General features: G+C 65.0%; 17 protein-coding genes. 12 read left to right on the forward strand and 5 right to left on the reverse strand.

The genetic code is table 11. The features are described 5' to 3' along the window. Position 1: 1 nt before the first annotated feature. A complete protein-coding gene (locus KEG38_RS24015; protein WP_272422196.1) occupies positions 2 to 1,114 on the forward strand; it encodes a PEGA domain-containing protein in 1,113 nt (370 codons plus the stop codon). A gap of 542 nt (positions 1,115 to 1,656) precedes the next feature. Here KEG38_RS24015 and KEG38_RS24020 read toward each other — a convergent pair. Then, the gene (locus KEG38_RS24020) at positions 1,657 to 2,286 is read right to left on the reverse strand and encodes a hypothetical protein (protein WP_272422197.1); all 630 of its coding nucleotides are present in this window, start codon (positions 2,284 to 2,286) and stop codon (positions 1,657 to 1,659) included. Positions 2,287 to 2,424: 138 nt separating this feature from the next. Between KEG38_RS24020 and KEG38_RS24025 the strand changes: the two genes are divergently transcribed. The 5 genes from KEG38_RS24025 to KEG38_RS24045 all read left to right on the forward strand — a co-directional run bounded on the left by KEG38_RS24025 (position 2,425) and on the right by KEG38_RS24045 (position 6,031). Then, positions 2,425 to 2,805 carry a hypothetical protein gene (locus tag KEG38_RS24025; RefSeq protein ID WP_272422199.1) on the forward strand — a complete coding sequence of 127 codons (381 nt, stop codon included), beginning with the start codon at positions 2,425 to 2,427 and terminating at the stop codon, positions 2,803 to 2,805. Positions 2,806 to 2,853: 48 nt separating this feature from the next. Beyond that, positions 2,854 to 3,222, forward strand: coding sequence for a hypothetical protein (locus KEG38_RS24030; RefSeq protein ID WP_272422201.1), 369 nt, complete (start codon positions 2,854 to 2,856; stop codon positions 3,220 to 3,222). Next, on the forward strand, positions 3,219 to 3,596 hold the full coding sequence (gene tnpB / locus KEG38_RS24035) for an IS66 family insertion sequence element accessory protein TnpB (protein WP_272422203.1): 378 nt from the start codon (positions 3,219 to 3,221) through the stop codon (positions 3,594 to 3,596). The genes KEG38_RS24030 and tnpB overlap by 4 nt, the downstream gene beginning before the upstream one ends. A 65-nt stretch (positions 3,597 to 3,661) precedes the next feature. Then, entirely contained in the window at positions 3,662 to 5,155 is a 1,494-nt protein-coding gene (gene tnpC / locus KEG38_RS24040; protein WP_272422205.1) for an IS66 family transposase, read from the forward strand. Between the two features lie 201 nt (positions 5,156 to 5,356). Further along, complete coding sequence (locus KEG38_RS24045; RefSeq protein WP_272422206.1) at positions 5,357 to 6,031, forward strand: PEGA domain-containing protein; 675 nt, start codon at positions 5,357 to 5,359, stop codon at positions 6,029 to 6,031. 1,203 nt (positions 6,032 to 7,234) lie between these two features. Here KEG38_RS24045 and KEG38_RS24050 read toward each other — a convergent pair. Both KEG38_RS24050 and KEG38_RS24055 read right to left on the reverse strand, forming a co-directional pair. Then, positions 7,235 to 8,776 carry a hypothetical protein gene (locus KEG38_RS24050; protein ID WP_272422208.1) on the reverse strand — a complete coding sequence of 514 codons (1,542 nt, stop codon included), beginning with the start codon at positions 8,774 to 8,776 and terminating at the stop codon, positions 7,235 to 7,237. A 12-nt stretch (positions 8,777 to 8,788) separates the two neighbouring features. Beyond that, positions 8,789 to 9,949 (reverse strand): GTPase domain-containing protein, encoded by a 1,161-nt coding sequence (locus KEG38_RS24055; RefSeq protein WP_272422210.1) that lies wholly within the window; start codon positions 9,947 to 9,949, stop codon positions 8,789 to 8,791. Between the two features lie 236 nt (positions 9,950 to 10,185). Here KEG38_RS24055 and KEG38_RS24060 point away from each other — a divergent pair, with 236 nt between their 5' ends. The 3 genes from KEG38_RS24060 to KEG38_RS24070 are packed head-to-tail and all read left to right on the forward strand — an operon-like array spanning position 10,186 to position 15,768. After that, on the forward strand, positions 10,186 to 12,531 hold the full coding sequence (locus KEG38_RS24060) for a DUF2169 family type VI secretion system accessory protein (protein WP_272422211.1): 2,346 nt from the start codon (positions 10,186 to 10,188) through the stop codon (positions 12,529 to 12,531). A 14-nt stretch (positions 12,532 to 12,545) separates the two neighbouring features. Continuing rightward, entirely contained in the window at positions 12,546 to 13,310 is a 765-nt protein-coding gene (locus tag KEG38_RS24065; RefSeq protein ID WP_372518187.1) for a PAAR domain-containing protein, read from the forward strand. 7 nt (positions 13,311 to 13,317) lie between these two features. Then, positions 13,318 to 15,768: a phospholipase D-like domain-containing protein gene (locus KEG38_RS24070; protein WP_272422213.1), complete on the forward strand. Its 2,451-nt coding sequence runs from the start codon at positions 13,318 to 13,320 to the stop codon at positions 15,766 to 15,768. A 12-nt stretch (positions 15,769 to 15,780) separates the two neighbouring features. Here KEG38_RS24070 and KEG38_RS24075 read toward each other — a convergent pair whose 3' ends face one another. Then, the gene (locus KEG38_RS24075) at positions 15,781 to 18,282 is read right to left on the reverse strand and encodes a type VI secretion system Vgr family protein (protein WP_272422214.1); all 2,502 of its coding nucleotides are present in this window, start codon (positions 18,280 to 18,282) and stop codon (positions 15,781 to 15,783) included. A gap of 375 nt (positions 18,283 to 18,657) precedes the next feature. Here KEG38_RS24075 and KEG38_RS56045 point away from each other — a divergent pair, with 375 nt between their 5' ends. Further along, positions 18,658 to 19,131, forward strand: coding sequence for an IS110 family transposase (locus tag KEG38_RS56045; RefSeq protein ID WP_372518188.1), 474 nt, complete (start codon positions 18,658 to 18,660; stop codon positions 19,129 to 19,131). A gap of 65 nt (positions 19,132 to 19,196) precedes the next feature. On the opposite strand, the gene KEG38_RS24080 is transcribed toward KEG38_RS56045, so the two are convergent. Further along, the gene (locus KEG38_RS24080; protein WP_272422215.1) at positions 19,197 to 19,760 is read right to left on the reverse strand and encodes a hypothetical protein; all 564 of its coding nucleotides are present in this window, start codon (positions 19,758 to 19,760) and stop codon (positions 19,197 to 19,199) included. Between the two features lie 128 nt (positions 19,761 to 19,888). Between KEG38_RS24080 and KEG38_RS24085 the strand changes: the two genes are divergently transcribed. Both KEG38_RS24085 and KEG38_RS24090 read left to right on the forward strand, forming a co-directional pair. Next, entirely contained in the window at positions 19,889 to 22,099 is a 2,211-nt protein-coding gene (locus KEG38_RS24085) for a type VI secretion system Vgr family protein (protein ID WP_272422216.1), read from the forward strand. A 6-nt stretch (positions 22,100 to 22,105) separates the two neighbouring features. After that, positions 22,106 to 24,340: a type VI secretion system Vgr family protein gene (locus KEG38_RS24090; protein ID WP_272422217.1), complete on the forward strand. Its 2,235-nt coding sequence runs from the start codon at positions 22,106 to 22,108 to the stop codon at positions 24,338 to 24,340. Positions 24,341 to 24,343 lie beyond the last annotated feature (3 nt).

A 24,343-nucleotide genomic window follows, 5' to 3' on the forward strand; every position in this document is an offset into this window, starting at 1 on the left:
CATGAACGAGTCAAGGGCGGAGGCAGCACGCGTGGGGGAAGCGTCGACGCGCAGGGCAGACGTTCGAGAAGCAAGCCGGCGAAGGGCGGGACGCGCGTGGCTGGCCGGGCTCGTCGCGGCGCACCTGCTCGTGAGCGGGGCTGCGTTCGGGCAGGGGAAGGCGCCGGGCGCGGCGGCAGCCGCCGGGAGCGCGCAGGTCACGGAAGCCGAGCGTCACTTCGCGGAGGGGGTCAAGTTCGCGCAGGCGAAGCAGTGGGCGAAGGCGCGCGAGGAGTTTGCCAAGGCGTACGAGCTGTCGCAGGACCCGCGCTACCTGGCAGCGCTCATCCGGGCGGAGGAAGAGCTCGGGCGGTACCGGGATGTCGCGGAGCGGCTCACGATCTTCCTACGGGATGGGAAGAACATCGACCAGGCCACGCGGCAGGAAGCCGAGAAGAAGCTCGACGAAGCCCGGAAGAAGCTCGGGACCGTGACGGTGGTCGTGGGAGCGGAGGGCGCCGAGGTGCTGCTCGACGGGCAGAAGCTCGGGACGTCTCCGCTGGCGAAGCCGGTGTTCGTGGACCCGGGGAAGCACACGTTCGAGGCGCAGAAGGCAGGCTACGAGCCGGCGAAGCAGGAGCTCGTGGTCGAGGCGGGGTCGGCGCCAGAGGTGCGGCTCGCACTGACGGCGGCGGGCGGAAGCGCGAATTCGGGGAGCGGGGCGGGGAACGGGTTCGTGGGGGTGCCGGGGGAGAAGGTGCCAGCGGACACGTCGCCGAAGTGGCGGACGTACGCGGCGATCGGTGGGTTGGGGCTCGCGGTGGTGGGGCTGGGGGTCGGGATCGGGATGACGGTGGCGGCGAGCAGCAAATACGGTGAGCTCGAGGACGAGTTCGGTAAACTCCGGAGCGATCCAGCTCGCAACCTCGATACGTTCGGAGAGCTGGTGGCGGAGCATAGGACCCTGAAGGGGGGAATGATCGCCGGGTATGTGGTGGGAGGAGCGGCGCTGGTCGGGACGGCGGCATTCTGGTTCTTGACGAAGCCGAAGCCCAAGCCCGAGGCGAAGAAGGTGATGCTGGCTCCCGCGGTCGGGGGTGGGCATGCGGGGGCAATTTTGGTGGGTGAGTTCTGAGCCGGAGGCGCTGAGATGCGACGTACGACACGAGGGGCGTGCCTGACGTTGTTCGCGATGTCCATGCTGGTGGGGCTGCATCAGCAGGGGTGCGGCAGGGATCCGGATCAGGAGGCGGATTATCTCAAGGATTTGGTTGCGGCGCGGTGCCCCGACAATCGAGCGGACGACGATGGCAAAGAGTGCACGGTCGAGATGTGCAAGGGGGACAAGCCCGAGCATGTCGCCGTCCCCGGGAAGACGTGTGTCGGGGGAACCTGCAACGAGTCAGGGGAGTGCGGGGGTGGGGGCTTCGGGGGAAGCGGGGGAATGGGGGGGAACGGTGGGGGCTGTTCGACCGACCAGCAGTGCGGTGATCCGATGTCGACACCGTGCAACCCCTGGAAATGCGAGGAGGGCACGTGCAAGCAGGTGCCTCTAGAAGCCGGCGCAGTCCCTGCCACGTTAGAACAAGTCCCCGGCGACTGCAAACAACTGCAATGTAACGGCCAGGGTAGTACTGAGCAGGTCAACGACGACAACGACAAGCCTCAGGCCGAGTGTCAGATAGGCCAATGTGTCAACGGAGAGCCGTCGTCCACGCCCGTCACCGTGGGTATGAAGTGCGGCACGAACCAGGAGAATGTCTGCAACAACAGCGGCCAGTGTGTCGAATGCAACGTTGATGGCGACTGCGGACCGGATAACCACTGCTTCGAAAACAGTTGCTTTGCTTGCAGTGACGGCATCAAAAATGGCGACGAGAGCGACACGGACTGCGGCGGCACAAGCTGCCCTAAGTGCAGTAACGGAAAGTCGTGCACGTCCCCAACGGATTGCAATTCGGCCTGTGTCGACGGGGTATGCTGTAACAACTCATGCACTGGCATATGTAAAGCCTGCAACGTCACCGGTTTCTTGGGTAACTGCAAAGACATACCATTGTATGGAGAGGACAACTCGCCGGAGTGCCTAAACGAAACTGGATTTGAATGCAACGGGTCCGCCGCTTGCAAAGCCAAGGTCGGCTCCATTTGCGACATCGCAGACGATTGCGCTACTGCACGGTGCGAACAGGTGGACGGTGCTGCACAGAAGACCTGCTGCAAGCCCAGTGCGGATCCCTGCACGCAAGCCTCCGAATGCTGTAGCAACAACTGTTCCGCCGCCGGAACCTGCATGTAAGTTTCCACGTGCCCCAGCGATCGAAGGGCCTCTCCCGCACCTTCCATATCTCCGCAGCTGCTCCCTGATCCAGCCATTTTCTTGCACCGCCCCCCATTTCCGCGCTTCTCTCGACCCTGCCAAACCAGGGACACGGAGAATCCTTCATGGACAAACGGCGCACCCGGCGTCTCAGCCACGGCCTTCGGGCCCTCTCCTGCGGCCTGATCCTCGCCGCACACCTCTTCGCACCCAGATCCGCATCCGCTGATCCCTCCCCCTCGGACCGACAAACCGCCCGCAACCTGCTCGGCGGAGGGCGCAGCCTGCTCGACGCTGGAGACGCCCGTGCGGCCCTCGAGCGGTTCCAGGGCGCGCATCTGCTCATGAACCTGCCCACGACCGGGTTCGAGGTCGTGAAGGCGCTCGAAGTCCTCGGCCGCCTCGTCGAGGCGCGCGCGATGGCGTACGACGTCACGCAGATCCCCGAGAAGCCTGGCGAGGCGCAGGCCCAGAAGGACGTACCACCTCGCCCACCCCCGTCCTGACACCGACGGCTTGCACCTCCGACGCTGGTGCCCCGAAGGGAGCACCCGATGCGGAACCATCAGCGAGCGGCGGCGATTCGTGCAGAGATCGAGCGGGACGAGGGGCGAGGACGGGGGAAGGCGTATCCCGAGCGTGTACGTCGGCAAGCGATCGAATACTTCTGGTCGCGGCGTGACGAGGGGGCGACGATTGCGGAGATCGGAGCCGAGATCGGCTTGCACTGGCGGACCTTGTACGGCTGGGCCAGGGGCGGCGCGTCGCCGCAGCTGCCGACGGCTGGTTTCTCGCCCGTCGAGATCATTGAGGCCCCGGCCGCCGAGGTCCGCGGGCCTATCGTCGTGCAGCACCGCTCGGGACTACGCGTCGAGGGACTCGACCTCGACGCGCTCGCCGAGCTGCTCCGGAGGCTGTCGTGATCGGCTCGACGCGGCAGGTCAGGGTCTACGCGTATCGAGAGCCCGTCGACATGCGGAAATCATTCGACACCCTCACGGCGCTGGTCGCTCAGGGCCTTCGCCGCGACGTGATGTCGGGTGAGATATTCCTCTTCGTGAGTCGCAGTCGCCAGCGGTCCAAGGTGTTGTTCTGGGACGGCACGGGGCTTTGCCTCTTTTCGAAGCGGCTCGCGAAGGGCCGATTCGCGGCGCCGTGGGCGCGGCCTGGGGACGGTCCGCTCGTGCTCACCACGAGCGAGCTCGCGCTCCTGCTCGAAGGAAGCGAGCTCATCGGACGCATGCCGCTCTCACCGCCGCCGTACACGCCCGCCAATCGGGTCTTGCGCTGGGGATGAGCGTTTTCTTACGCGGACCGTCGGTACATTCGAGGGGTCTGACGACATATACAACTCGAGACCCGATGCGTTTCGAGACCGAGAATGACCCCGAAGTCCTGCGGCAGGCGGCGCTGTTGCTCGAGCGGGAAAACCAGAAGCTCGCGAAGAAGATCATCGAGCTGACCGCCGAGCTTCTCGCGCTCAAAGGCGGCGATCCGGAGCAGCTCAAGCTGCGCATCGCCGAGCTCGAGCAGCAGATTGCCCAGAAGAACCGTCTGCTCTTCGGCGAGAAGTCGGAGCGTCGCGGCGGCGAGGCGCAAGACGCAACGCCCGAGCCGCCGCCGAAGCCGCCGCAAAAGGGCCACGGACCGAAGGCGCAGCCGTCGTTGCCGATCGTGGAGGTCGTGCACGAGCTCGACGAGGCAGACAAGGTCTGCAACTCGTGCGGCGGCGCGCTCGAGGTGTGGGAAGGGCAATTCGAGGAGTCCGAGGAAGTCGACGTCGCTCCGCGGCGCTTCGAGCTCAAGAAGCACAAGCGGCAGAAGTATCGGTGCCGCTGCGGCGGTTGCGTGGAGACGGCGCCCGCTCCGATGAAGCTCTTCGAGGGGGCGCGGTATTCGATTGACTTTGCAGTCGAGGTGGCGACGGAGAAGTACTGTGATCATGCGCCACTGGAGCGACAGGTGCGCAAGATGCGGCGCGAAGGACTGCTCGTCGAGTCGCAGACGCTCTGGGACCAGATTGAGCGGCTCGCGCGGCTCCTTTCGCCGGGCTACGAGGCCCTCGTGCGTCACGTCCTGAGCCATCCCGTCATCGGTGCCGACGAGACCCGGTGGCCGCTGCTCGGCAAGAATGAGCCTTCGCGATGGCACGCGTGGTCGATTGTAGCGCCGGACGCGGTCGCGTATCGAATCCTCGAAGGTCGCTCGGCCGAGGAGGCGAAGCAGGTGCTCGGTGGCTATGAGGGCACCGTGATGTGCGACGGTTACGCGGTCTACAAGTCGCTGGCGAAGGGGGAGAATGCTCCGATCAAGCTCGCGCACTGCTGGGCCCACGTGCGGCGCGAATTCATCGAAGCCGAGAAGTCCTATCCCGAGGAGACGAAGGCCGTGCTCGGACTGATTCGCGGACTGTACGCCGTCGAGGCGCAGTGCGAGCCGGGAGCCGCCAGCGATGAGAAGCGGCGCGCGCTGCGGGGTAACGTGTCGAGGCCGATCATCGATCGAATCCGGGAATTCGCCGAGACGACGGCCGTGGTGCCGGACAGCAGCCTCGACAAGGCGATCCAGTACATGGCCGGCATGTGGAGCGGGCTCACGCGCTTCCTGGACGATCCGCGGATCCCGCTCGATAACAACCATACCGAACGAGCCGAGCGCGGCGTCGTGGTCGGGCGCAAGAATCATTACGGATCACGGTCGAAGCGCGGGACCGAGGTCGCAGCGCTCTTCTACTCGTACGTGGAGAGCGCGAAGCTCTGCGGGCTCGACCCGAAGGCGTACCTGCGCACGGCCGTCATGGCCGCGCTACGCGGGGAGCGGATCGCGCTGCCGCACGAGGTCTCGGTCGAGAGATAGCGCGGCGAGCAGGCCATTTGCTGTCCGTGCCGAAGGCGGTGCGATGAGCGCACCGGTGTGCGCGGCGTATTGATCGCTCGCGACGAACCAGCCGGCCCGCCAGGAACGCGCCGGCCGGCCCTGCCACGTCTGCGGGCGTCGAGCAAGACGAGGCTGGGCGAGGACTTACAGAAGGACGCTCGCGAAAACGCGTCCTTTGCGATGCAGGCGCTCGATACCCGGATTCCTTCCCTCGTTCTTCGGATCGAGGGCGCCCCCCTGAAATCCGTGGCGGTGACCATCGACGGCGAGACGATCCTGCCCACCCTCGTGACCATGCCCCGGGCCCTCAACCCTGGGGAGCACGAGGTTGTGGTCAAGGCGTCGGGCTATCAGACCCTGCGAAAGAAGGTCACGTTGCCCGAGGGGCAGGGGCCGGCGGTCGAGGTTCCTGTGGTGATGGTGCCGGAGCGGCAGGAAGTCGCGAGCGCGACGAGAGCGGATACGTCCGAGGGGGCACCGAAGTGGAGGACTTACACGGCCATCGGAGGCCTCGGCCTCGCGGTCGTGGGCCTGGGAGTCGGGGTCGGGATGACGGTGGCTTCGAATGGGAAGGCAGACGAGGCGAACCGTATCATCGACGGAATCGCGTATGGGACCGATGGGTGCAGGGCTGCTGAATGTTATGATAAGTGGGCGACCGCTGCCACCGATCGCAACTATATGAGGGGCGCGGCGATCGCAGGATACGCCGTGGGAGGAGCGGCGCTCGCAGGGACGGCGATCTTGTGGTTCACGACGAGCCGGGGGGCCCACCCGCAAGGGACGACGAAGGTGGCGGTGCTCCCCGCGCTCGGAGGCGGAGAAGCGGGTGCGGTTGTGGTGGGAGCGTTCTGACGCGACGGGGGTAGACATGCAGCGGATGAGACTTCGTGCGTCGTGGCCTCTGCTGGCGCTGGCCGCGCTCGGTGGCCTGCAGCCTCAAGGCTGCGCAGTCGACCCCGACGAGCACGCAGCCGAGCTCGAGAGGGCAGCGCAGTCTCGCTGCCCCACATCACGCGCTGATGACGACGGCAATCCCTGCACGGTCGAGATGTGCGAGGGCGATCCGCCATCCAAACAGCACGTTCTGGTCCCCGGCAAGACTTGTGGAGAGGACGCTACCTGCGATGAAGCAGGCTCGTGCGGCGGAATGGGTGGAGGTGGCGGGGGCTGCTCGATCGACGAGCAATGCGGCGATTCGACGCTGACCCCGTGCGCTCCTTGGAGGTGCGAGGAGGGCACGTGCAAGCAGGTGCCTCTGGAAGCTGGTGCAGTCCCGGCTACGCTCGAACAAGTGGTCGGCGACTGCAAACAACTGCAATGTGACGGCCAGGGCGCCGCTCAGCAGGTCAACGACGACAGCGACACGCCCCAAGCCGAGTGTCAAACAAGCCAGTGTGTCAACGGAGAACCGTCGTCCACGCCCGCAAACGTGGGCAACCCGTGCGGCCCCAACCAGGAGAACGTCTGCAACAGCACCGGTCAATGCATCCAGTGCAACGGAGACTCCGATTGCGTCGCCAGCGGGTATTGCCATGAGGCGACGTGTTTTGCTTGCGACGACGGCATCAAAAATGGGGACGAGACGGACGTGGACTGCGGCGGAACACGCTGCGGCAAGTGCGACAACGGAGAGCTGTGTGCTTCACCGTCGGATTGCAACTCGAATTACTGTGTCGACGGCGTGTGCTGCTTCTCTGCCTGCCAAACCCAGTGTAGAGCCTGCAACGCCGCGGGCTACCTGGGTCAGTGCACGGTCATTCCATTACACGGGGAGGACACGTGGCCCCAGTGCCTCAATATAGACGGATTCGAGTGCAGTGGAGCAGGCGTTTGCGGAAGCAAGGTCGGAGTTGCCTGCGCATCTCCGAGCGATTGCGCCACCAAGAATTGCGATGACGGAAACGGTGACGGACTGAAGACCTGCTGCAAGCCCATTGCAGCTCCGTGCACGCAACCATCGGAATGCTGCACCAACAACTGCTCGGGCGGAACCTGCACCTGAGCCCGCACATGCGCTGGCGGGTGCAGGAGCTTCCCCCGCACCTGCCAGACGCCCTAAAACTTCAGCGTCTCGACGTCGAACATACTCCCGCCACTCTTCTTCGTCGTCTCGCTCTTCTTCGTCGTTCCCCCAGCCTTCTTCGTTGACCCCTTCTTCGCGCTCGCCTGGGCACTCCCCGCAGACTCCGCGGATGGCGCCGTCTTCGGCTTCACTTCCGGCGTCGCCGCAGGCTTCGCTGTCGGCGCCACCGTCGCCATCATCGGCGGCGCTTCCACCTGCATCGCCGCCGGCACCGCCTGGACCGTCGGCACCTCGCTCGGCCCCTGCGCAGCATTCGCCGTCCCGGCCGGTCCCCCGCCCCCCAGCGCAACCGCCGCAACGACCCCCGCAAATGCAATCGCCACGCCCACACCCACGAGCAGCCCGACCCCACCCCCCGCCTTCTTCGCCTTGGCGGCGTTGGCGGGTTTGACCTCCGCGACCAACCCGGTTGCAGCCTTCAGATCGTCGGAATCCCTCTCCGCCTTCGCCCCCAGGTCCTCGAGATCCACCCGGATCTCTCCGGTTGCGAGTTCCGGGTTCTTCGCCCACGGCTTCGGGCGCGCCTCCACCGGATCTGCCGCCTCCCCCGCCGCCCCGCCCGTATTCCCCGCATTCCGCTGCGCGAACATCTGCCGCCAGCCCATGCGCAGCTCGGGCATCTGCGAGACCCGCACCTCGTAGGCGTTGAACAGCTTCTCCGCGAGCTCTCGCGGATCCTCCGGCACATCCTCGAGCGCCATCATCACCACGTCCGAGGGCTCTGGCCCCGCCTCCCGCCGCGGCACGAAACGCACGCTTACACCGCCAGGTACATCCCCCTCTCGCCCGTTCGAAATGGCTGTCCACCGGATGTCCGATTCCACGAGGACACCCGCAATTCGCGCCGCACACCGCGCGATCACCTCAAAAGGCGCCGCGTCCGCGTGCACAATGACCACCCGCTTCGGCGGAGTCACATCCTCCACCGACCACCGGAGCCCGAGCCCGCTGGGGTGCGGCGCTGGCAAATCCGCAAAGTCCGCCACGTACGAACGCAGAAGCGGCAGAAGCGCGTCCGGGTTCGTCGCGGACTGTACGTAGGAGTGGTACCAGCCGCTTCCTTCCGCCTGCGACTCCTGGTCGGGCAAGAGCTTCCGATAAAACGCAGTCGCAGCCTCGAGGATCATCGCCTCGTCGAGCTGCCGATCCACGGCTGCCACCGCATGACAAAACGGCGGGTCCTGCCGCCCAGCGTGATCCTTCGCGCCCTTGATCCGCAGCCCGAAGATCAGCGCGACGCCTCCGCGCCCGGGCTCGTACTGCGTATCGTCCCGCGACAGGTTGCCGATGGCAAACGCATACGCGCTCCCGCGTCGCGGCTCGATATATTTCATGAGCCGCGCCAGGTGGCTGAAGTGCTGCCGCGACAGCAGTCCTTGCGGGACCTCTGGCCGGTACATGAAATCGATCTGGTGCCGCGGCACGTTTCCGTGCAGGAAGTGATACCAGACGGTCCCAGCCGGCGCCTGGTACGTCGGAGCCTCGTAGCCCGCGGAAAGCACTTGCGCTTCCATGGTACTCTCCTGTCACGCCTTCTGGTAAAGCGGCGCTGTCCGGTGCAAGAGCGGCGCCGTGTCCCCGATGCTCGCCGTGCCATTCCCGAAATGGGGGATCTGCGGGCGCAGGCCGCTCGACGGAGCCACGCGCCCCGGTGGCGGCCCGAAGGAGGGCGCGACAGGTGGCGCGGCCGCAACGGGCGCGGCGACTGGCGGAGCGGGCGTCCCCGAGGACACGGGTGGGAGCTGCATGGCTTGAGCGGCGCTGGGGAGAGCCCGCACCTGGCCGAAGTCGGACTTCATGCGTTGCAGGAGCTGCGGGTCGTACGCGTTCTTCGGCAGGATCTTCTCGACGAAGTGCGAGAACAGAAGGTGTGTCGAGTGCCCGTAGTTCGCGCTCCCGACGAACACCCGCACGTCGATCTGGTTCGCGTACTTCATGAGGCTGTCGATGAGCGGCTGATAGAGCCGCTTCGCCTCCTCCTCCACCTGCGTGGGCGTTCCCGCGATGAGGTCGCTCTTGTTAATGAAGAGCACCACCGACTTGCACGACGCGAGCGTCTTCGGACCGAAGAAGTATCGCAGCGCCTGCGGCTGGAACTCCTGGAGCTGCTCGGAAACGCGGCCCATCTCGACCTGCGTCGCTTCCCTGCCGCCGAGGTCCACCACGACGAGCAAGCCGTGGATCTCTTCGACCATCAGCTCCTGCAAGGCGTCCACGATGTGCTCGCCGCCCCAGTCGTGCACCTCGAACACGTGCTCGACGAGCGTATCCTTCTCGCGCACGTGGCTCACGCTGCGCTCGTACCGTTCGATCTTCGTGCCCTCGATCGTCCCGAGATCGACCAGCGGGTTCGACCATTTCAGCGTGAGCGATGTCTTGCCCGTGGCTTTCATGCCGAGCGTGAGGATCCGGTAGGACTTACGCTTCTGGATCGGACGCTTGTCGAGCTCGCTGCGGAGGTGCGTGACGTCCTTGTCCAGGTTGTCGAGCCAGTTGTCCTTCTGGTCGCTCTCGTCCTTCAGCGCGGCGTTCTTCCCGTGCAGGGCCCGGACCTCTCCTTGAAGAGATTCGATCTTGTGCTCCGCAGCCTCGAGCGCCTTTCCGAGGTTCGCGGCCCGCAGACCGACCAGCACGAGCACACCCACGAGAGCAGCAGCGACAGCGATGACGATGATGGTGACCAACATACGCGCCTCGATACGTAAACCGAGCGCACGGCGAAGCGGCCCCCCGGTGAGGATCCCCCGTGTGCTCGACGATGGGTCTGGCTTGTGCAGCCAACCACGCAAGGAGGAACACGGCCAAGAAAAGAGCGTGCTCGGGCATGCCAGGGAGGCGCAGTGGGGGGAGGTGGGTGCGTGGCGTACCAGATGGAGCCGCGGGTTTGCCGAGGAGTTTGAGAGAGGAGTAAGGTGGCCTGCGTATGGACGTCATTTCGAGGTGCGCGCTGCGGGCTTGGGGGTTCGTGTGGCAGTCGCAGGACGGGCGGTACGCGCAGACGGTCGTCGTGAAGGCGACGTTCGTGCTCGAGCCGGGGCGAGCACCGCTCGCGGCGGAGCAGGAGGAGCCGAACGAGGACGATGCGCACTGGAACGACGACACAGCCCGCAGCCTCGTCGCACCGAGCGACAAGGTACCGTACAAGCCGCGCGCCGACGTGATGCTCGTCGGGCATGCGTACGCGCCCGGGAAACAACCCGTGCGATCGGTGATGACCCGGCTCGTCGTGGGTGAGCTCGACAAATCGATCGAGGTCTGGTGCGATCGCGGATTTCGGGTGCAGGATGGCCAGCTCTTCGAGGGGCCGCGATTCATGAAGATGCCGCTCCGCTGGGAGCGCGCAGCGGGAGGGCCAGAAACGAACAATCCGGCCGGGGTGAGGTTTGACGCAGCCCCTGACGGGTACGGGATGGTGCCGATTCCGAACTTGCAGCCGCCGGGGGTGTTCGTATCAAAGCGATCGGATACGTTTCCCCCAGTGTGTTACGGGCCGGTTGCAGGCACGTGGCCGGGGCGAGTGGAGCGGCTCGGGCGTTTGACGGGGACGTTCCCTCATGCTGGGTGGGAGCGGAAGCCTTTGCCGGAGGGGCTCGATCCGTCGTTTTTCCAAGCGGCGCCGCCAGACCAACAAGTGACCGAGATTCGACCGAACGAGCGAATCATCCTCGAAAACCTGCATCCAGAGCACGCGCGGCTGGTGACGAGCCTGCCGGGGCTTCGGCCCAAGGTGAGCGTGGAGCGGGCGACGGGCGAGCGGGAAGACGTCACTCTCGTCGCGGATACCTTGTTGATCGACACGGATCGCGGGACATGCGTCGTGGTGTGGCGGGGCAGGATCGGGCTGCGCCACGTGAGCGAAGCCGGGCGACTCCTCGTGAAGCTCGCGGAAGACGGGGCGGAGGAGCTAGAGGACGAGGATTTGTTACAGACGATCCCTCCGGGCGCTTTCGAAGCGGCGGACGACAAAGAGCGCGAGGAAATCGCCGCCATGACGATGATGCCATCGCTCTCGACGGCGGGACCGGTCATGCCCTTCACGGGCGGCGGATCCCAGCATCGGCCGGCGTCGGCTCTGCAAGGGGCGAGGCCTGGAGACCCGGCCCTGCCGTTCGGACAGGGTTTGGCGGGGATCCGCGGGGTCGAAGCTCCGCAGATCCCCTCGAGCGTCGAGGAAACCGTGGTGCCGCAGGTGGCCGTCGTCCGACCCTTGGAGAGGGCGCCGGAGGCTCCAGCCCGGATGTCGGTCGGACAATTGGCGGTGGAGGCGAGAGGCGGCGCATCACATGTATGGTCCGCGACGTCCGCGCAGGTGGCTGCGCCCGCGCCGCCTGCGATCGTGGGCGCCGCGGTGACGGGCGACATCGCGCGCGCTGGCGCCGCAGCGCTCTCGGATGCGGCAGCGCGCGCCGAAATGGTCCCGGCGGACAGGCAGGACCATGAACGACGGAAGGGAGCCGCCTGGGCCACATCCCACTCGATGCACGAACCCGTCAAGCTCTTATGGTTCGACGAGAAGAACCTTCCGCGAATCAGCAAGCACCCGGAATGGCAGGTCCTGCTCGCCGAGATCGAGCTCGAAAAGCTCGAGGCGCTCGCGGCGGAGGACGAGATCCCGGAGGAGGACGAGCCGCCCCAGGAGAAGGGGCGGCGAGACATCTCGGCGATCCTCGCGGGCGGCAGGGCTCTCGAGCCATCGGAGCTCGAGCGCTGCTTTGCCCACGCCGTGGGGCCGCGCGGGCAGTTCTTGCCGCCTTTGGTCCTCGTCGCGGGGGAGCTCGTCTTGCTCTTCGACGAGCTGGAGGCGCTGAAGGCGACTGTCACCATGGCGAGCCCGTCGGCCGCGGGTGACAAGAAACTCCGGGAGACGCTCGACGCTGTCTCCGATGTTCTGAAGACCCCTGGCCTTTGCAGCGCGAGCGGCTTGACGGAGGGGCTCGGGCGTCAGGTCGAGGAGGCGTTCGCTCCCTCTGCGCAGCGACAGCGCTTACCGTCGGATTGGCTCTCCACGGGGCGAACGAGGCTCCTTCTCTCCGGCAGGCATTATCAACGTCGACTCCTGCGTGGCGGGGGTTGGGTACGCGGGCATATCCGATTGAACGGGGGCAGCGTCGTGACGACCTACCTACCGGACGCCCTCGCGAACGAGCTGCCTTTGCTCCAGACGATGCAGGTCCGGCTCATCGCCGAGCTCGACGGTCCGCAAGAAATGGGGGAGAGCGGCAAGGTCGCCTTGTTCGCCATCGCGGGCGGTCTCGTGATTCGCCGATAAGCTGGGGATTTTTCATGAACTCCACAGGAAAAAGGGCTGGGCGGCTGGGGGACAAGTCGTACGTTTCGAAGGACAGCCATGGATGTGATGCTTGTGCTCATTCCGCGATAGGTCCGGCGGTAACGGGCTCGGAGAACGTGCTCGTGAACAATCGTCGAGCGCTCCGAGTGGGCGATAAGGGAGTGCATTCGAAGTGCTGCGGGAAAAACGAGTGGGAGGCTGTCCAGGGAGCGCCGCGGGTGCTCATCAACAACCGCCGAGCGCACCGCATGGGCGACGTGGACGAACATTGCGGTGGGCGTGGGAAGATGGTGCAGGGCAGCCCGGACGTGCTCATCGGCGATCACGTATCCACGGACGAGCAGAAGACGCATGCACCCAGGATTGTCCTCAAGGATATGCCGGGGCAGCTTGGCGTGCCGCTCATCAACGTCGACTGGCAGCTCCTGTTCGACTGGAACGTGATCGAGGAGGGCGTGACGGATCAAAAGGGCCAAGTGCACATTCGTACGCCGCTCCGGACGAGCAGGATTTATGAATTGCGGTATCCGGGGAGGACGCTGGAAATCCTGCTGGAGCCGGGTACGACCGCGGATACGCTGAAGGGCATCCAGATACGGTTGAGCGCCATCGGGTACCACCCGGGCCCACTCACCGGGCGTCCCTCGAGCGCAACGACGAACGCTATCATCGCTTTCCAGATTGACCACGGCCTTGCGCCTGATGGTCGATGTGAAGGCGAGACGCGCGCTTTGCTACAGAAGCTTGCTGGTTTTTGAGGAAACCATGACCAATCCCACCAGTCATACCGTCGCCCGCGCGGATCTGCCCACGAGGCAGGAGACGCTGTATACGCCTGCGCAGGCGCAGGTCGCCGCCGCGGGCGCGTATTGGGTCAAGGCCCCGAAGCTCGTCAGCGACGTGACGTATAAAAACAAGGTTACGTATCTCGTGGACGGCAAGATGGCGATGGGTGAGATCGCCAAGGGGATCATCGAGGCGAAAACGAGTATATGGATGGCGGGGTGGGCACTCGATATGGGTTGCCGCCTCCAACGGGACGAGGGGAGCAATCGCAGCCTGCGGGATTTGCTCATGGGGGCCGCTTCGAAGCCTACCTTCCAGCAACTTTATATCCTGCTCTGGGACGGGATAAACAACATTCCATACAACCTCAATGATGAGAAGTTCGAGAAGGATGTGGAGGAAATGTTGCCAGCGGAGCCGAAGGAGCTGCGGCACAAGACGCGCGTGCTCCGCCACCGGCCTGGGCGGGGGTGGGCGCACCATGGGAAATTCATCATCATCGACGGGAATATCGGTTTTCTTGGAGGCATCGATCTTTTCGAGGGGCGCTGGGACACGGACGATCACCCCTTGACCTCGCTCGAGACCCCGTCACCCTATGACGCTTACAATCCGTGCCGGGCGGACCACAAGGACGAGTCGAAGCGCCATCGAATCCCGCGTATGCCCTGGCACGACATCCACTTGCGCATCGAGGGGCCCGCGGTAGGACACCTCGCGCGCCATTTCGCGCAGCGCTGGGCGCACCATAACCGCGTGCACGCGCTCATGAACGTCGCCAAGCCATCCTTGACGGACGCCGTCCGCGCGATCGAGGATCTGGGGGACGCGATCGAGGATCGTGATCCGGCGCAGGTCGGCAAGATCGATCCGCCGACGGATTACGTCTTGCGAGGCGTGGAGTACGGTTTCGCCACCGACGTGGAGCCCGAATTACCGGCGCCCGAGAAGATTCCGATCCCAGGTCCCGTCCAGGGGGGGGCGCAAGCGGTGCAGATCGTGCGCTCTCTGTCGAAAGAATCGGGGACGAGCGGGGAGACCGAGCGGACCATCTATGATGCGTACAAACAGGCGATCTCCAGCGCCGAGCACTACATCTATATTGAAAACCAGTTTTTCCTGTCCAGAATCGCCCCGACCTCGGTCGATTTCCCATACTTCACATGGAAGCTCTTCGGGCCCGTCGAGAACGAGATCGTCGACACGTTGGTGGCGCGCATCGAGAAGATGGCGAAGACCCCGTCCCGCCGATTTCACGTTTATGTCATGCTGCCCGTGCACCCGGAGGGTGTCCTGCACGGAGTCCTCCTGCAGGTCGAGGGGGTGCGCAAGCGCATCGAGCAGATCATGGCGTTGCGCAGGAGCATCGCCACGATCATCGAGGCCACGAAGGCCTATGTGGCGAACGCCACGCCGGAGCTGTTGAAGACCGCGGCTAGCGCGGTGAAGCGGGGCTACGAGACCGTGCGGATCAAGGTGAAAGAGCTGTCCGAGAAGCTCAAGGACCTCATCGTCAAATACACGCCGGATTTCATCAAGAAGCCTCTCACGGACATTCGCGATTGGCTCGTCGAGTGGTGGAAGGAGACGCCAAACCTGCTTGAGATCATCGCGAAGAGGCTAGCCGACTTGGGGCTCACGCTGGATCAACTCAAGAACATCCTCGACATCTACTTCAGCTCGACGCACGGCATTCTCGTCCTCCAGCTCCAGACCATCCGGGATCTCATCGAGAGGGTCAAAAAGGTGACTGGAGGCGATCACCGCAAGTATCTGTCATTTTATTGCCTGCGAAACCATGGGAAGCTCGACAACGTTCCGGTGACGGAGCAGATCTACGTGCATTCGAAGATGATGCTCGTCGATGACCGCGTATTCATTGTCGGCTCCGCGAACATCAATGACCGAAGCCTTCTTGGCGACAGGGACTCCGAGGTCAGCGCCATCGTCGTGGACGAGGCGACATCGACGACGCCCATGGGCGGAAAGCCCACCGTGACACGAAACCTCGCGCGCAAGCTACGCATGGAGCTATGGAAAGAACACTTCAAAGTGGACGTGGAGGACCCGATAGGGGGCGATGGCGAGACGATCGAGCAACTCCGGGCGATCGCCACGGAAAACAGCCGCATCTACAGTGAGGTCTTCTGGAACATGCCGGCTGACACGATGGCCATGTTGCCCCTCGTCTCGACAGGTCCTCTCGGCAGCGGCGAGGGCGGCAAGCCGCTATCCGTCGATATCAAAAATTTCAGCGTCGTGCCCGAGTACAAAAGGAACGGCACGGTGGCGATGCTCGATGGGATCAAGGGCCACGCCGTCCTGCTCCCGGAACGGTGGCTCGAGAAAGAGACGCTCAATGCGATCGAACAGGCCTTTAGCAAATTGCTCGCCCGTCTGGAGCGGGGGGAGACGTCGATGCCCACCTGATGCCCCGGCCCATCACGGGGAGAAGCTCGCCGCGAGATCCGCCCATACCTCCCCCTCTTCCTTCTCGCCTTTCGTGCGGTGCGCATCCGCGTGAAGGGCGCACAGGCGTTTACAGATATCGATTGCGATCGCATCCGCGCGGGCGGGTTTTCGTTTCCTGGAGAGCCGCGCGGTGAGCTTGGGCAGCAGCTCGACCTTCAACGCCTGCATGGGTAGGCCCCCCAAACACGGGAGGCTCGGGATGGCGAGCTTCCCACGCGTGAGCTTGAGCTTCTTGGCTTGTTCCCCGAGCTTCGAGAGCAGGCCTCGACAGCACGCCTGCATCCTTGCGTGCACAACGATATCCTTTCCGCTCCCTCCGCCGCCTACGGGCCCGCAGTCGTCGAGCTCGAGCGCCTCGGTCGTCATGTCGTCGAGCTTCGACCCCGCCAAACCATACCGCGGCATACCAGGTAGCGAAACCTCGCATCCGCCGGGCTGCACCAGTGCCAGATACATGCCGGCTGCGTCCGTCTCCACCTGTTGGATGACCCCATCGCTGCCCTTGACTACGACCTTCACACCACGCATCGGCTCGCCATCCTGATCCTTCACGACGCCGGTCACGTGACGAGACGTCACCGTCGCCTCGTTCTCCGCTTCCACGGGCCCGCAGTTGAGCTTCACCCAGGGTCCACCGAGGATCACGACATCGTCGTTCGACGAATGGATGGTGATGACGCCTTTCGCCTGCAACGTGATGTTCGGCCCATCGAGGACGATGCTCGCCTCGCCCGTCGTGAACCGTATCCTTTTGTCGATCATCTCGAACTGGGTCGGCGCGACGTCCGGTGGCGTGCCTGCCGCCTGCATCATCTGAGTGCGGTGCCGGACGCCCACGACGGCCTCGTCGTGTTCTCCTATCGTCGTCTTGCGATCGCGTCCCACCGATATCGCCTCGTCGACCTTCACCACTTTTTCGAGGTTTCGTTCGGCTTGCAAAGACACGAGCTCCCGCCCTTTCGAATCCTCGAACGAAAGCTCGTTGTATCCGTTCGAGCCTGGCGACGAGTCGGTTTTCCAGCCGCTCTTCGTTCGATTGTCGGGCAGCTTGTATGGCACGCGCGAGGTGTTGTTGTATACTCGACCGACGATCACCGGGCGGTCGGGATCGCCCTCGAAGAAGTCGACCAGCACCTCCTGGCCGACGCGCGGTATCGCCATCATCCCGAAACCATTGCCTGCCCATCCCTGGCTCACTCGGATCCAGCACGAGCTTCCGTCGTCGTATTCGCCCTCCCTGTCCCAGTGAAATTGCACGCGCACACGGCCGAATTCGTCGGTGTGGATCTCCTCTCCGGGCGGGCCCACGACGACCGCGCTTTGCACGCCCACGATACGAGGGCGGGGTGTCCGCCGCTCGGGCCGATGAGGGACATCCGCAAAGACCGCCCTGCACTCCATACGCCATTCGGTATCGTGAGCGCCTGAAAACGTCGACGAGTACAAAAGCAGCCTCCGGTCGGGCGAAAGGGCGGCCCTCGGATGCCCCGAGAGCGAAAAAACGATCCCCGGCGCGAGGTCGTAAGCATTCGTCTCGAAAGAGACGACCCTCCGCGCTTTGCGTTCGCTTTCCAAGCTCCGCGAGGCAAGAGATTGCGCCTCATGCATATCGCTTCGGACGCCCCCTTTGTCGTCCGCAGCAGGCGTGTCGGTGCGCCCTGGCGCGGTCTCTACCTGGAAGGAACCCGGAATATAGTGATACTGTTCGTAGGCATCTTCCGTGCCGTGACCGCCTGCGTGCGCGAAAAGACGATGATCTGGGCGAAGGCGAAAATCGAAATCGCGGATCGTGTATTTCCCGGGTCGGACCTCGTGGGAGACCGAGACCTTCGTCACGAATTCGCGTCTGGCTGACTCGTTGGGATTGTCGACACACGGTAGTGCTTGCGGGTGTCGCGGTTCGTCTGCTTGAGGAGCGTCGGAGAGGACGAGCCTCGAAGGGACGGCGAGGTCTTCGGTCTGAATGAAGTGAAAGGAGATACCAGCCTCTTCGAGCAATCGACAGACGAACGCGTAGTCCGTCTCTCCATACTGCACCCGGTATTCGTACTTGGGGTATCGATTCGCGGAGATGCGCAGCTCCGGCTCGATGCCCCATTCGGCGAGGATCACGCGGACGATGGCCGGAATCGTCTCATGCTGGAACACGCGATGGTTTCGCCGCAAGGTCGCGCGCCACAGGTTGGGCACGATACGCAACTCGTAGGTGGATAGGCCGGTGGTCTCGGCCTGCAACTGGGTCATGTGCGAGCAGACGCCGCTCCAAGCCCGCAGGGGGGAGACGTGGTCCAGCCCGACGAGCGCCTTGAACCCAGCCGGCTGGCCGATGATGGAGTCGATGTCGAGGTCCTCGATGGGAGAGAGGGCGAGGATCGACACCTCGAACAGCGTTGACATCACTTCTCGCACCGAGAATTTACGGACGGAGAGTGAGTCTTCGCCAGAAGCGAACCAGAGAGCGAGCTGAGACATGGTAATTCCCCTGTAGGATGTTCGACCAACCAGGTCAGAAGGCGTGGCCGTTCAGTCGTTCCCGCGGCACGGTTCTAGTAGTTCATGTTGGGAACAAAACACACAGACGCTTCTAGGTGTCAATAAATTTCGTGAGGGATGTTGCATCTGACCTGACAAAGAAGTATGCACGCAAGCGTTGCCGGTCGAGAAGTTCGCGCGCGGGTTCAAGGGATGGCATTCGAGCCTGTGATCGAATGCTGACCCTTTCGCTCTTGGCTGCGGAACGTGTGTAGGGTCCGCGGTCCGCGCCGTGGTGGATAAGCCTGGTTGTCTCGACCGGCTCTTCCTACCGTTATCCTCCTCTGCTCGGCCTCGGAGCTCGCTCGGTCATCCATGGCGGGGGTCGACACGCACAAAGACACCCATATCGTCGTGGCCCTCGACGCCACGGGCGAAAGCTCGGCAACGAGACGTTTCCCGGCCGCCACGATTGGCTACGCGGCGCTTGCCGGTTGGCTTCGAGGTCTCCGCACTCTCGACCGCGTGGGTATCGAGGGCACCGGTTCGTACCGCGCTGGTCTGACCTGGTATCTGCGCGAGCAGGGCATCAACCTCGTCGAGGTGAACCCGGCCTCATCGGCAAACTCGCCGATGCCACTGCAAGTCCGACCCGGCCGGCGCGGAAGGAGCCGCGCGCGCTACGCTCTCGGGAGACGCGCTGGGGCTGCCAAAGTCTCAGGATGGCTCGGTCGAGGTGATGCGCCTCCCACGGCTGGAGCTGCGTGCGGCCATCGTCGCTCGCACCCAGGCCGCCAACCAGGCGAGTCGAGCGGCGGGGGCCTAGCACTTGTCGTTCGCGAGGGGTAACTTGGTAGCATCGGCGGATCCTGATCGCCCGAACGACAAGCGTGTTCCTGGGGGCCAAGCTTCGATCAGTTGAGCCGCAAGATCCGTCCTACGAGCCGAAATAGCCCCCGTGATGATGCGCTGATGCGGCTCCCCACGAGCTCGACGTCCCCGTCTTCACGGAGCCGCAGGGCCGCGCGCCCCGCCCGCAGCACGAGCTCCTGGGCCGCGTCGATCGAGACCTTGTCCGCTGCGATGTGCATCTCGCGCGGAATCCGCGTCTGTAGCACGCCGACGATGACGGGCCTGTTCTCGGCGCCCATCTCCACGAGCACGCCGTCTCGGTTTCGCAGCGCGAGCGCGAGCAACTCTTCCTCGACCTCGGGCGCGAGGTCGGCCTCGATCGGCGTGGTGTTTCCTCGCCACGTAACGATCGCACGACGCCCCTCGAGCGAAACGAGGCGGGCCGAACACAACGACGGCGGCCGTAGGCGCGCCATGGGCGCATCCGACGCGACCTCGGCGCCCACCGGGAGGTCGGGCAGGAGCTCCTCGAGCGAGAGCCGCGGTCCCTCCGGCGCGTGCGCCGGCGCCTCCTCTGCTTCGTCCACGAGCTGCGCGGCCCCTTCTGTCTCCCTGCGACCAGCCATCGGTGCCTCCGCCGCTGCTCCGCGGCTCGCGCCAGCGTAAGACAGCGCGGGGCTTCGTGGAAGAGTTGTTGCTGGCGCGCCTCACCTCTGGTTAGCTACCCTGCAGGTTCCTCGAACGGGAGACCAGCATGCGGGAGGGCGCCCTCGGTCAGATCATCCTCGCAGGCGAACGTTTGCCCAGCGATGTGCAGGTCCAGTCTTACGACGCGCACGAGGCCATCTCGCTGCCCTACGCCGTCAACGTGGAGTTTTCGACGCAGGATCCAGCCTTTCGCGTGGACGCCTGTTTACAACGCCGGGTCCTCCTCCAGGTCGTGGATGGGCGTGGCGGGATCCGCTACTACGACGGCCTTCCTGATCGCGCCGGGCTCCTCGCCTACCGCGGCGGCGACTTCTTCTTTCATCTCCGGCTACGTCCGGCCCTGGCCGCCCTCGAGCACCGCGAGGGCTCGCGCATCTTCCAGGACAAGAGCCCGATCGACGTCGTCAAGGCCATCCTGAGCGAGGCCGGCGTCGACGAGGACGTGGAATGGCGGCTGCGGCAGACCTACGCCCCGCGCGAGTTCCTCTGTCAATACCACGAAAGGGAGATTGACTTCGTCCATCGCCTCCTGGAGGAGGAGGGCATCTTCTACTTCTTCGCGCACGGCGCCGAGGGGCACAAGCTCGTCTTCGCGGACGATCCGGAGGCGTTCGTGGGGGAGGACGGGGCGGAGCCGGTCTTGCTCTCGCGCCGCAAGGGCCTTGGCGCGGGCGCCCAGCCGCTCGTCGCGCTTCAGCGCAAGAAGACGCTGCGACCGACGGAGATCGAGCTCCGCGACTACGATTTCGAGAAGCCGGACGTGTCTCCCACGGCCAAGGTCCCCGCCCCGGGCCCCATCCCGCTCGGGCATTTCGAGTATCCGGGCGGGTTCGTCGCGGGCGCCGAGGGATCACGGAAGGCAAACCGAAGGCTGAGCGCGCTCCGAGGCGACACCGACGTTTGTCAAGGGAAAAGCCGCGCCGCGGGGCTCGTGTGTGGCGCGCCGATGGCGGTCGTGGGGGCGCGCGAGCCGTTCCTGAATGGCGCGTTCGTCGTGACCGAGCTTCGCGCGCGCGGGCGGCAAGGCGGGGATGCCTCGGAGAACGAGTTCACCGCGATCCCCAAGGGCGCGCCGTTCGCTGCGCCGAGGCGGACGAAGAAGCCTCGGATCCGCGGCGTGCAGACGGCGGTCGTGACCGGCCCGTCGAACGAGGCGCAAGGCGTGCACGTCGACAAGTATGGTCGCGTAAAAGTGCGATTCCTCTGGGATCGCTCGGGCAAACAGGACGATACGTCGAGCGTGTGGCTGCGTGTATCGCAGATCGGCCTCGGCGGATCGATGGTCCTGCCCCGGGTGGGCTGGGAGGTCTCGGTCGGGTTCGTCGACGGGGATCCGGATCGCCCGCTCGTGCTGGGGCGCGCATACAATGCGGAGAACACGCCGCCGTATGCGCTGCCCGGCGCCGCGGCCGATAGCTCGCTCAAGAGCATGTCCACGCCGGGAGGCGCCGGCCACAACGAGATCAAGATGAGCGACACGGCGGGCAGCCAGGGGATGTCGATCGCCGCGAAGAAGGATCTCAGCGTCACGACCGGCAACGACAAGAACGAGACCGTCGGGGTGGACGAGACGCACAGCGTCGGCAGCAATTACGCGGTCTCGGTAGGCGCGAACGAGGCGACCTCGGTGGGCGCGGATCAGTCGATCGACGTGGGCAACGCGCTCCAGGTCAAGGTGAAAGGGGATCAGACCACGTCGGTCGGCGGCAATGACCAGTTCCACGCGAAGGCCGATTTCGTGGAGAAGGTCGGCGGGACCCGCGACTACACGGTAGGCGGGAACCAGGTCACCATCTCGTGCGGCGTACGCCAGCAAATCACGGACGCTTTCACGCGTGAGGTCGGTTCCATCCAGGCGAACGTCTCGCTCGCCTCGATCGACGACAACATGCTCTCGACCTACGACGAGAAGGCGAGCCTCGCCATCGTGCAGCTCGTCGGCGGCACGAGCGTCGAGAGTGTCGCGACGAGCAAGGACCACACGAACCTGGCCGGCGAGCTGCACATGGTCGGGGCCATCTCCACCGAGGCCAAGGGGGGGGTGAAGAACTTCATCGGCGGGGTCCACCTGCGCAACGTGACCGGGGATTACACCGTGCAGGCGTCCACGATCGTCCTCGGCGGCGGCGTGGGGAAGTTCAATGGCGGCGGGAGCTCGATCAAGCTGAACGGCGGGCCGGTCACGCTGAAGGGCTCCCAGATTTCGATCAAGGCTGTGGGCATCGTGAAGCAGGCGGCGAGCCTGAAGATCGGGTGAGGAGCCATGGCGAACCCTGTCGAGATCGAGCACTCCCTCACGATTGACGGCGCCCCGTTCGACTTGCTCGCGCTCTCGGCGCGCGAGGCGCTCGACGAGATTGGCACATTGCGATGCGAGATCACGGATCACGCGGGAGGGCCGGATCCGAGGGCGCTCGTGGGAAAACCGCTCCTGCTCACGTTGTCGCGCCGCGGGGGCGACGAGGAGCGGAAATTCGCCGGGTACGTCGTCGAGGCCGAGGGCACGACGACGCGGGGCGCCGAGGAGGCGGGGACGCGCCTGATTGCGCGCCACCGCCTCTTCCGCCTCACCCAGCGCGCCGATTGCCGCACCTTCCAGGACATGTCGGCCCCCGACATCGTGAAAGAGGTCCTCACGGGCGCCGGTCTCCCGGCGAAGGATCAGCGCTGGAAGCTCGGAGGCAATTACCCGAAGCGCGTCTACACGGCGCAATACCGCGAGACGGACCACGATTTCGTGCGACGGATCCTGTCCGAGGAGGGCATCGCCTTTTTCGTGGATTCGAGCAGCGGGACCGACGTGGTGGTCTTTTTCGACGGTGATCCCGAAGCCGTCGAGGGCAACGCCGAGATCGTCTTCCGCCCGGCGGAGGGGCTCGCCGCGACCGGAGACGCGATCACGACCCTCTCGCATGAAAAATCGATCGTGCCCGGGCGGGTGCACCTGCGCGACTACGATTTCGAGCGGCCCCGGTTGAAGCTCGACGGGAAGGCGGAAGGTGACGACGACACCGAAAAAGCCCTGGAGGTCTATGTTTATCCTGGTCGCTTCACCGAGCCGGCGGTGGGCAATCGCTACGCGAAGGTTCTCCTCGAGTCGCTGCGCGCGCGACGGGAGGTGGTCACCGGTACGACGAACGCGCTGCGCATTCTCACCGGGCGGACGTTCAAGCTCTCCGAGCACCCGTACGAGCCGCTCAACAAGGAGTACCTCGTCGTCGAGCTTGATATCGAGCTCGAGGCGCGCCGAGGCACGAACCGGCGCGGGGAAGGGGAGGGGGAACGGTTCACGTTTCGCGCGATCCCCACCCAAAAAACGGCGTACAGGCCGCCGCGTGTCCCGCGCGCGGCGAAGGTCGCGGGAGCGCAGGTGGCCGTCACGACGGGACCGCCGGGCAAGGAGATTCACCCGGACAAACACGGGCGCGTGAAGGTTTTGTTCCCCTGGGATCGGAGGGGCAAGGCGGATGATTCGTCGAGCCTGTGGATCCGCACGACCCAGGTCCCCCTCGGCGGGGGCATGCTGACGCCGCGCGTGGGCTGGGAGGTTTGCGTCGCGTGCGTCGACGGCGATCCGGACCAGCCGTTCATCGGCGGGCGCCTGTACAATGCCGTGTCGCCGCCTCCGTATCCTTTGCCGGCGAACAAGGCGCGGATGGCGCTGCAGACCGCGACGACGCCGGGCGGCGGATCCTCCAATGAGATCCGCATGGATGACCGCGCTGGCAACGAAGAGATGTTCATGAACGCGTCCCGCGACGGATCGGTCTCCGCGGGCAACAACGCGACCGAGAGCGTGGGGAACAACGAGACGCGCTCCGTCGGGTCGAACCACGCGCTGGCGGTCTCCGACAGCATGTCCGCCCATATCGGGGCAAACCAGGATCTGAGCGTGGGCGGCAATCAGACGGTCCACGTCTCGACCTACATGGTCGACGAGGTAGGCAGCCACGCGCTCACCGTCGGCGGAAACCGCGATTTGAAGGCGGGCGGGGATCACAAGCGTACGGTCACCGGCGCATCGACATCGTCGATTGGCGGCATGCAGGTCGACCTCGTGGCCGGCTCCGTGGACGAGGAGACCATGGCCACGATGCAGGACAAGGTGGGCGCTGTGCTGATCGAGATGACCGCGTCGGATCGTACCGTCACCGTGAAGGGGAGCAGGACGGAGACCGCGGGTTTGGCGAAAGTGGTCCTCTCCAGCGGCGGACGCGCGGTGGAGGTGGGCGCGGGGCTGAGCCAGAAGGTGATCGGCGCCATCGTCAACAAGGTGTCAGGCGACCGCGAAGACCAGAGCAAAGGCGATTTCCTGGAGGTCGCCGGGGGCGCGCAGATCATCAAGGCGACGAACGTGACCTTCGAGGCCAAGAACGTGCTCAGCGTGGTCATGGGCGCCTCGACCTTGACCCTCACGCCGGCCTCGGTATCGATTGCGGGAACGAAGATCACGCTCGACGGCGATTGCGACGAGCTTGGCCTCATCAAGGACAACTGAGCC

Source organism: Polyangium jinanense (assembly GCF_028435265.1).
Classification (GTDB): domain Bacteria; phylum Myxococcota_A; class Polyangia; order Polyangiales; family Polyangiaceae; genus Polyangium; species Polyangium jinanense.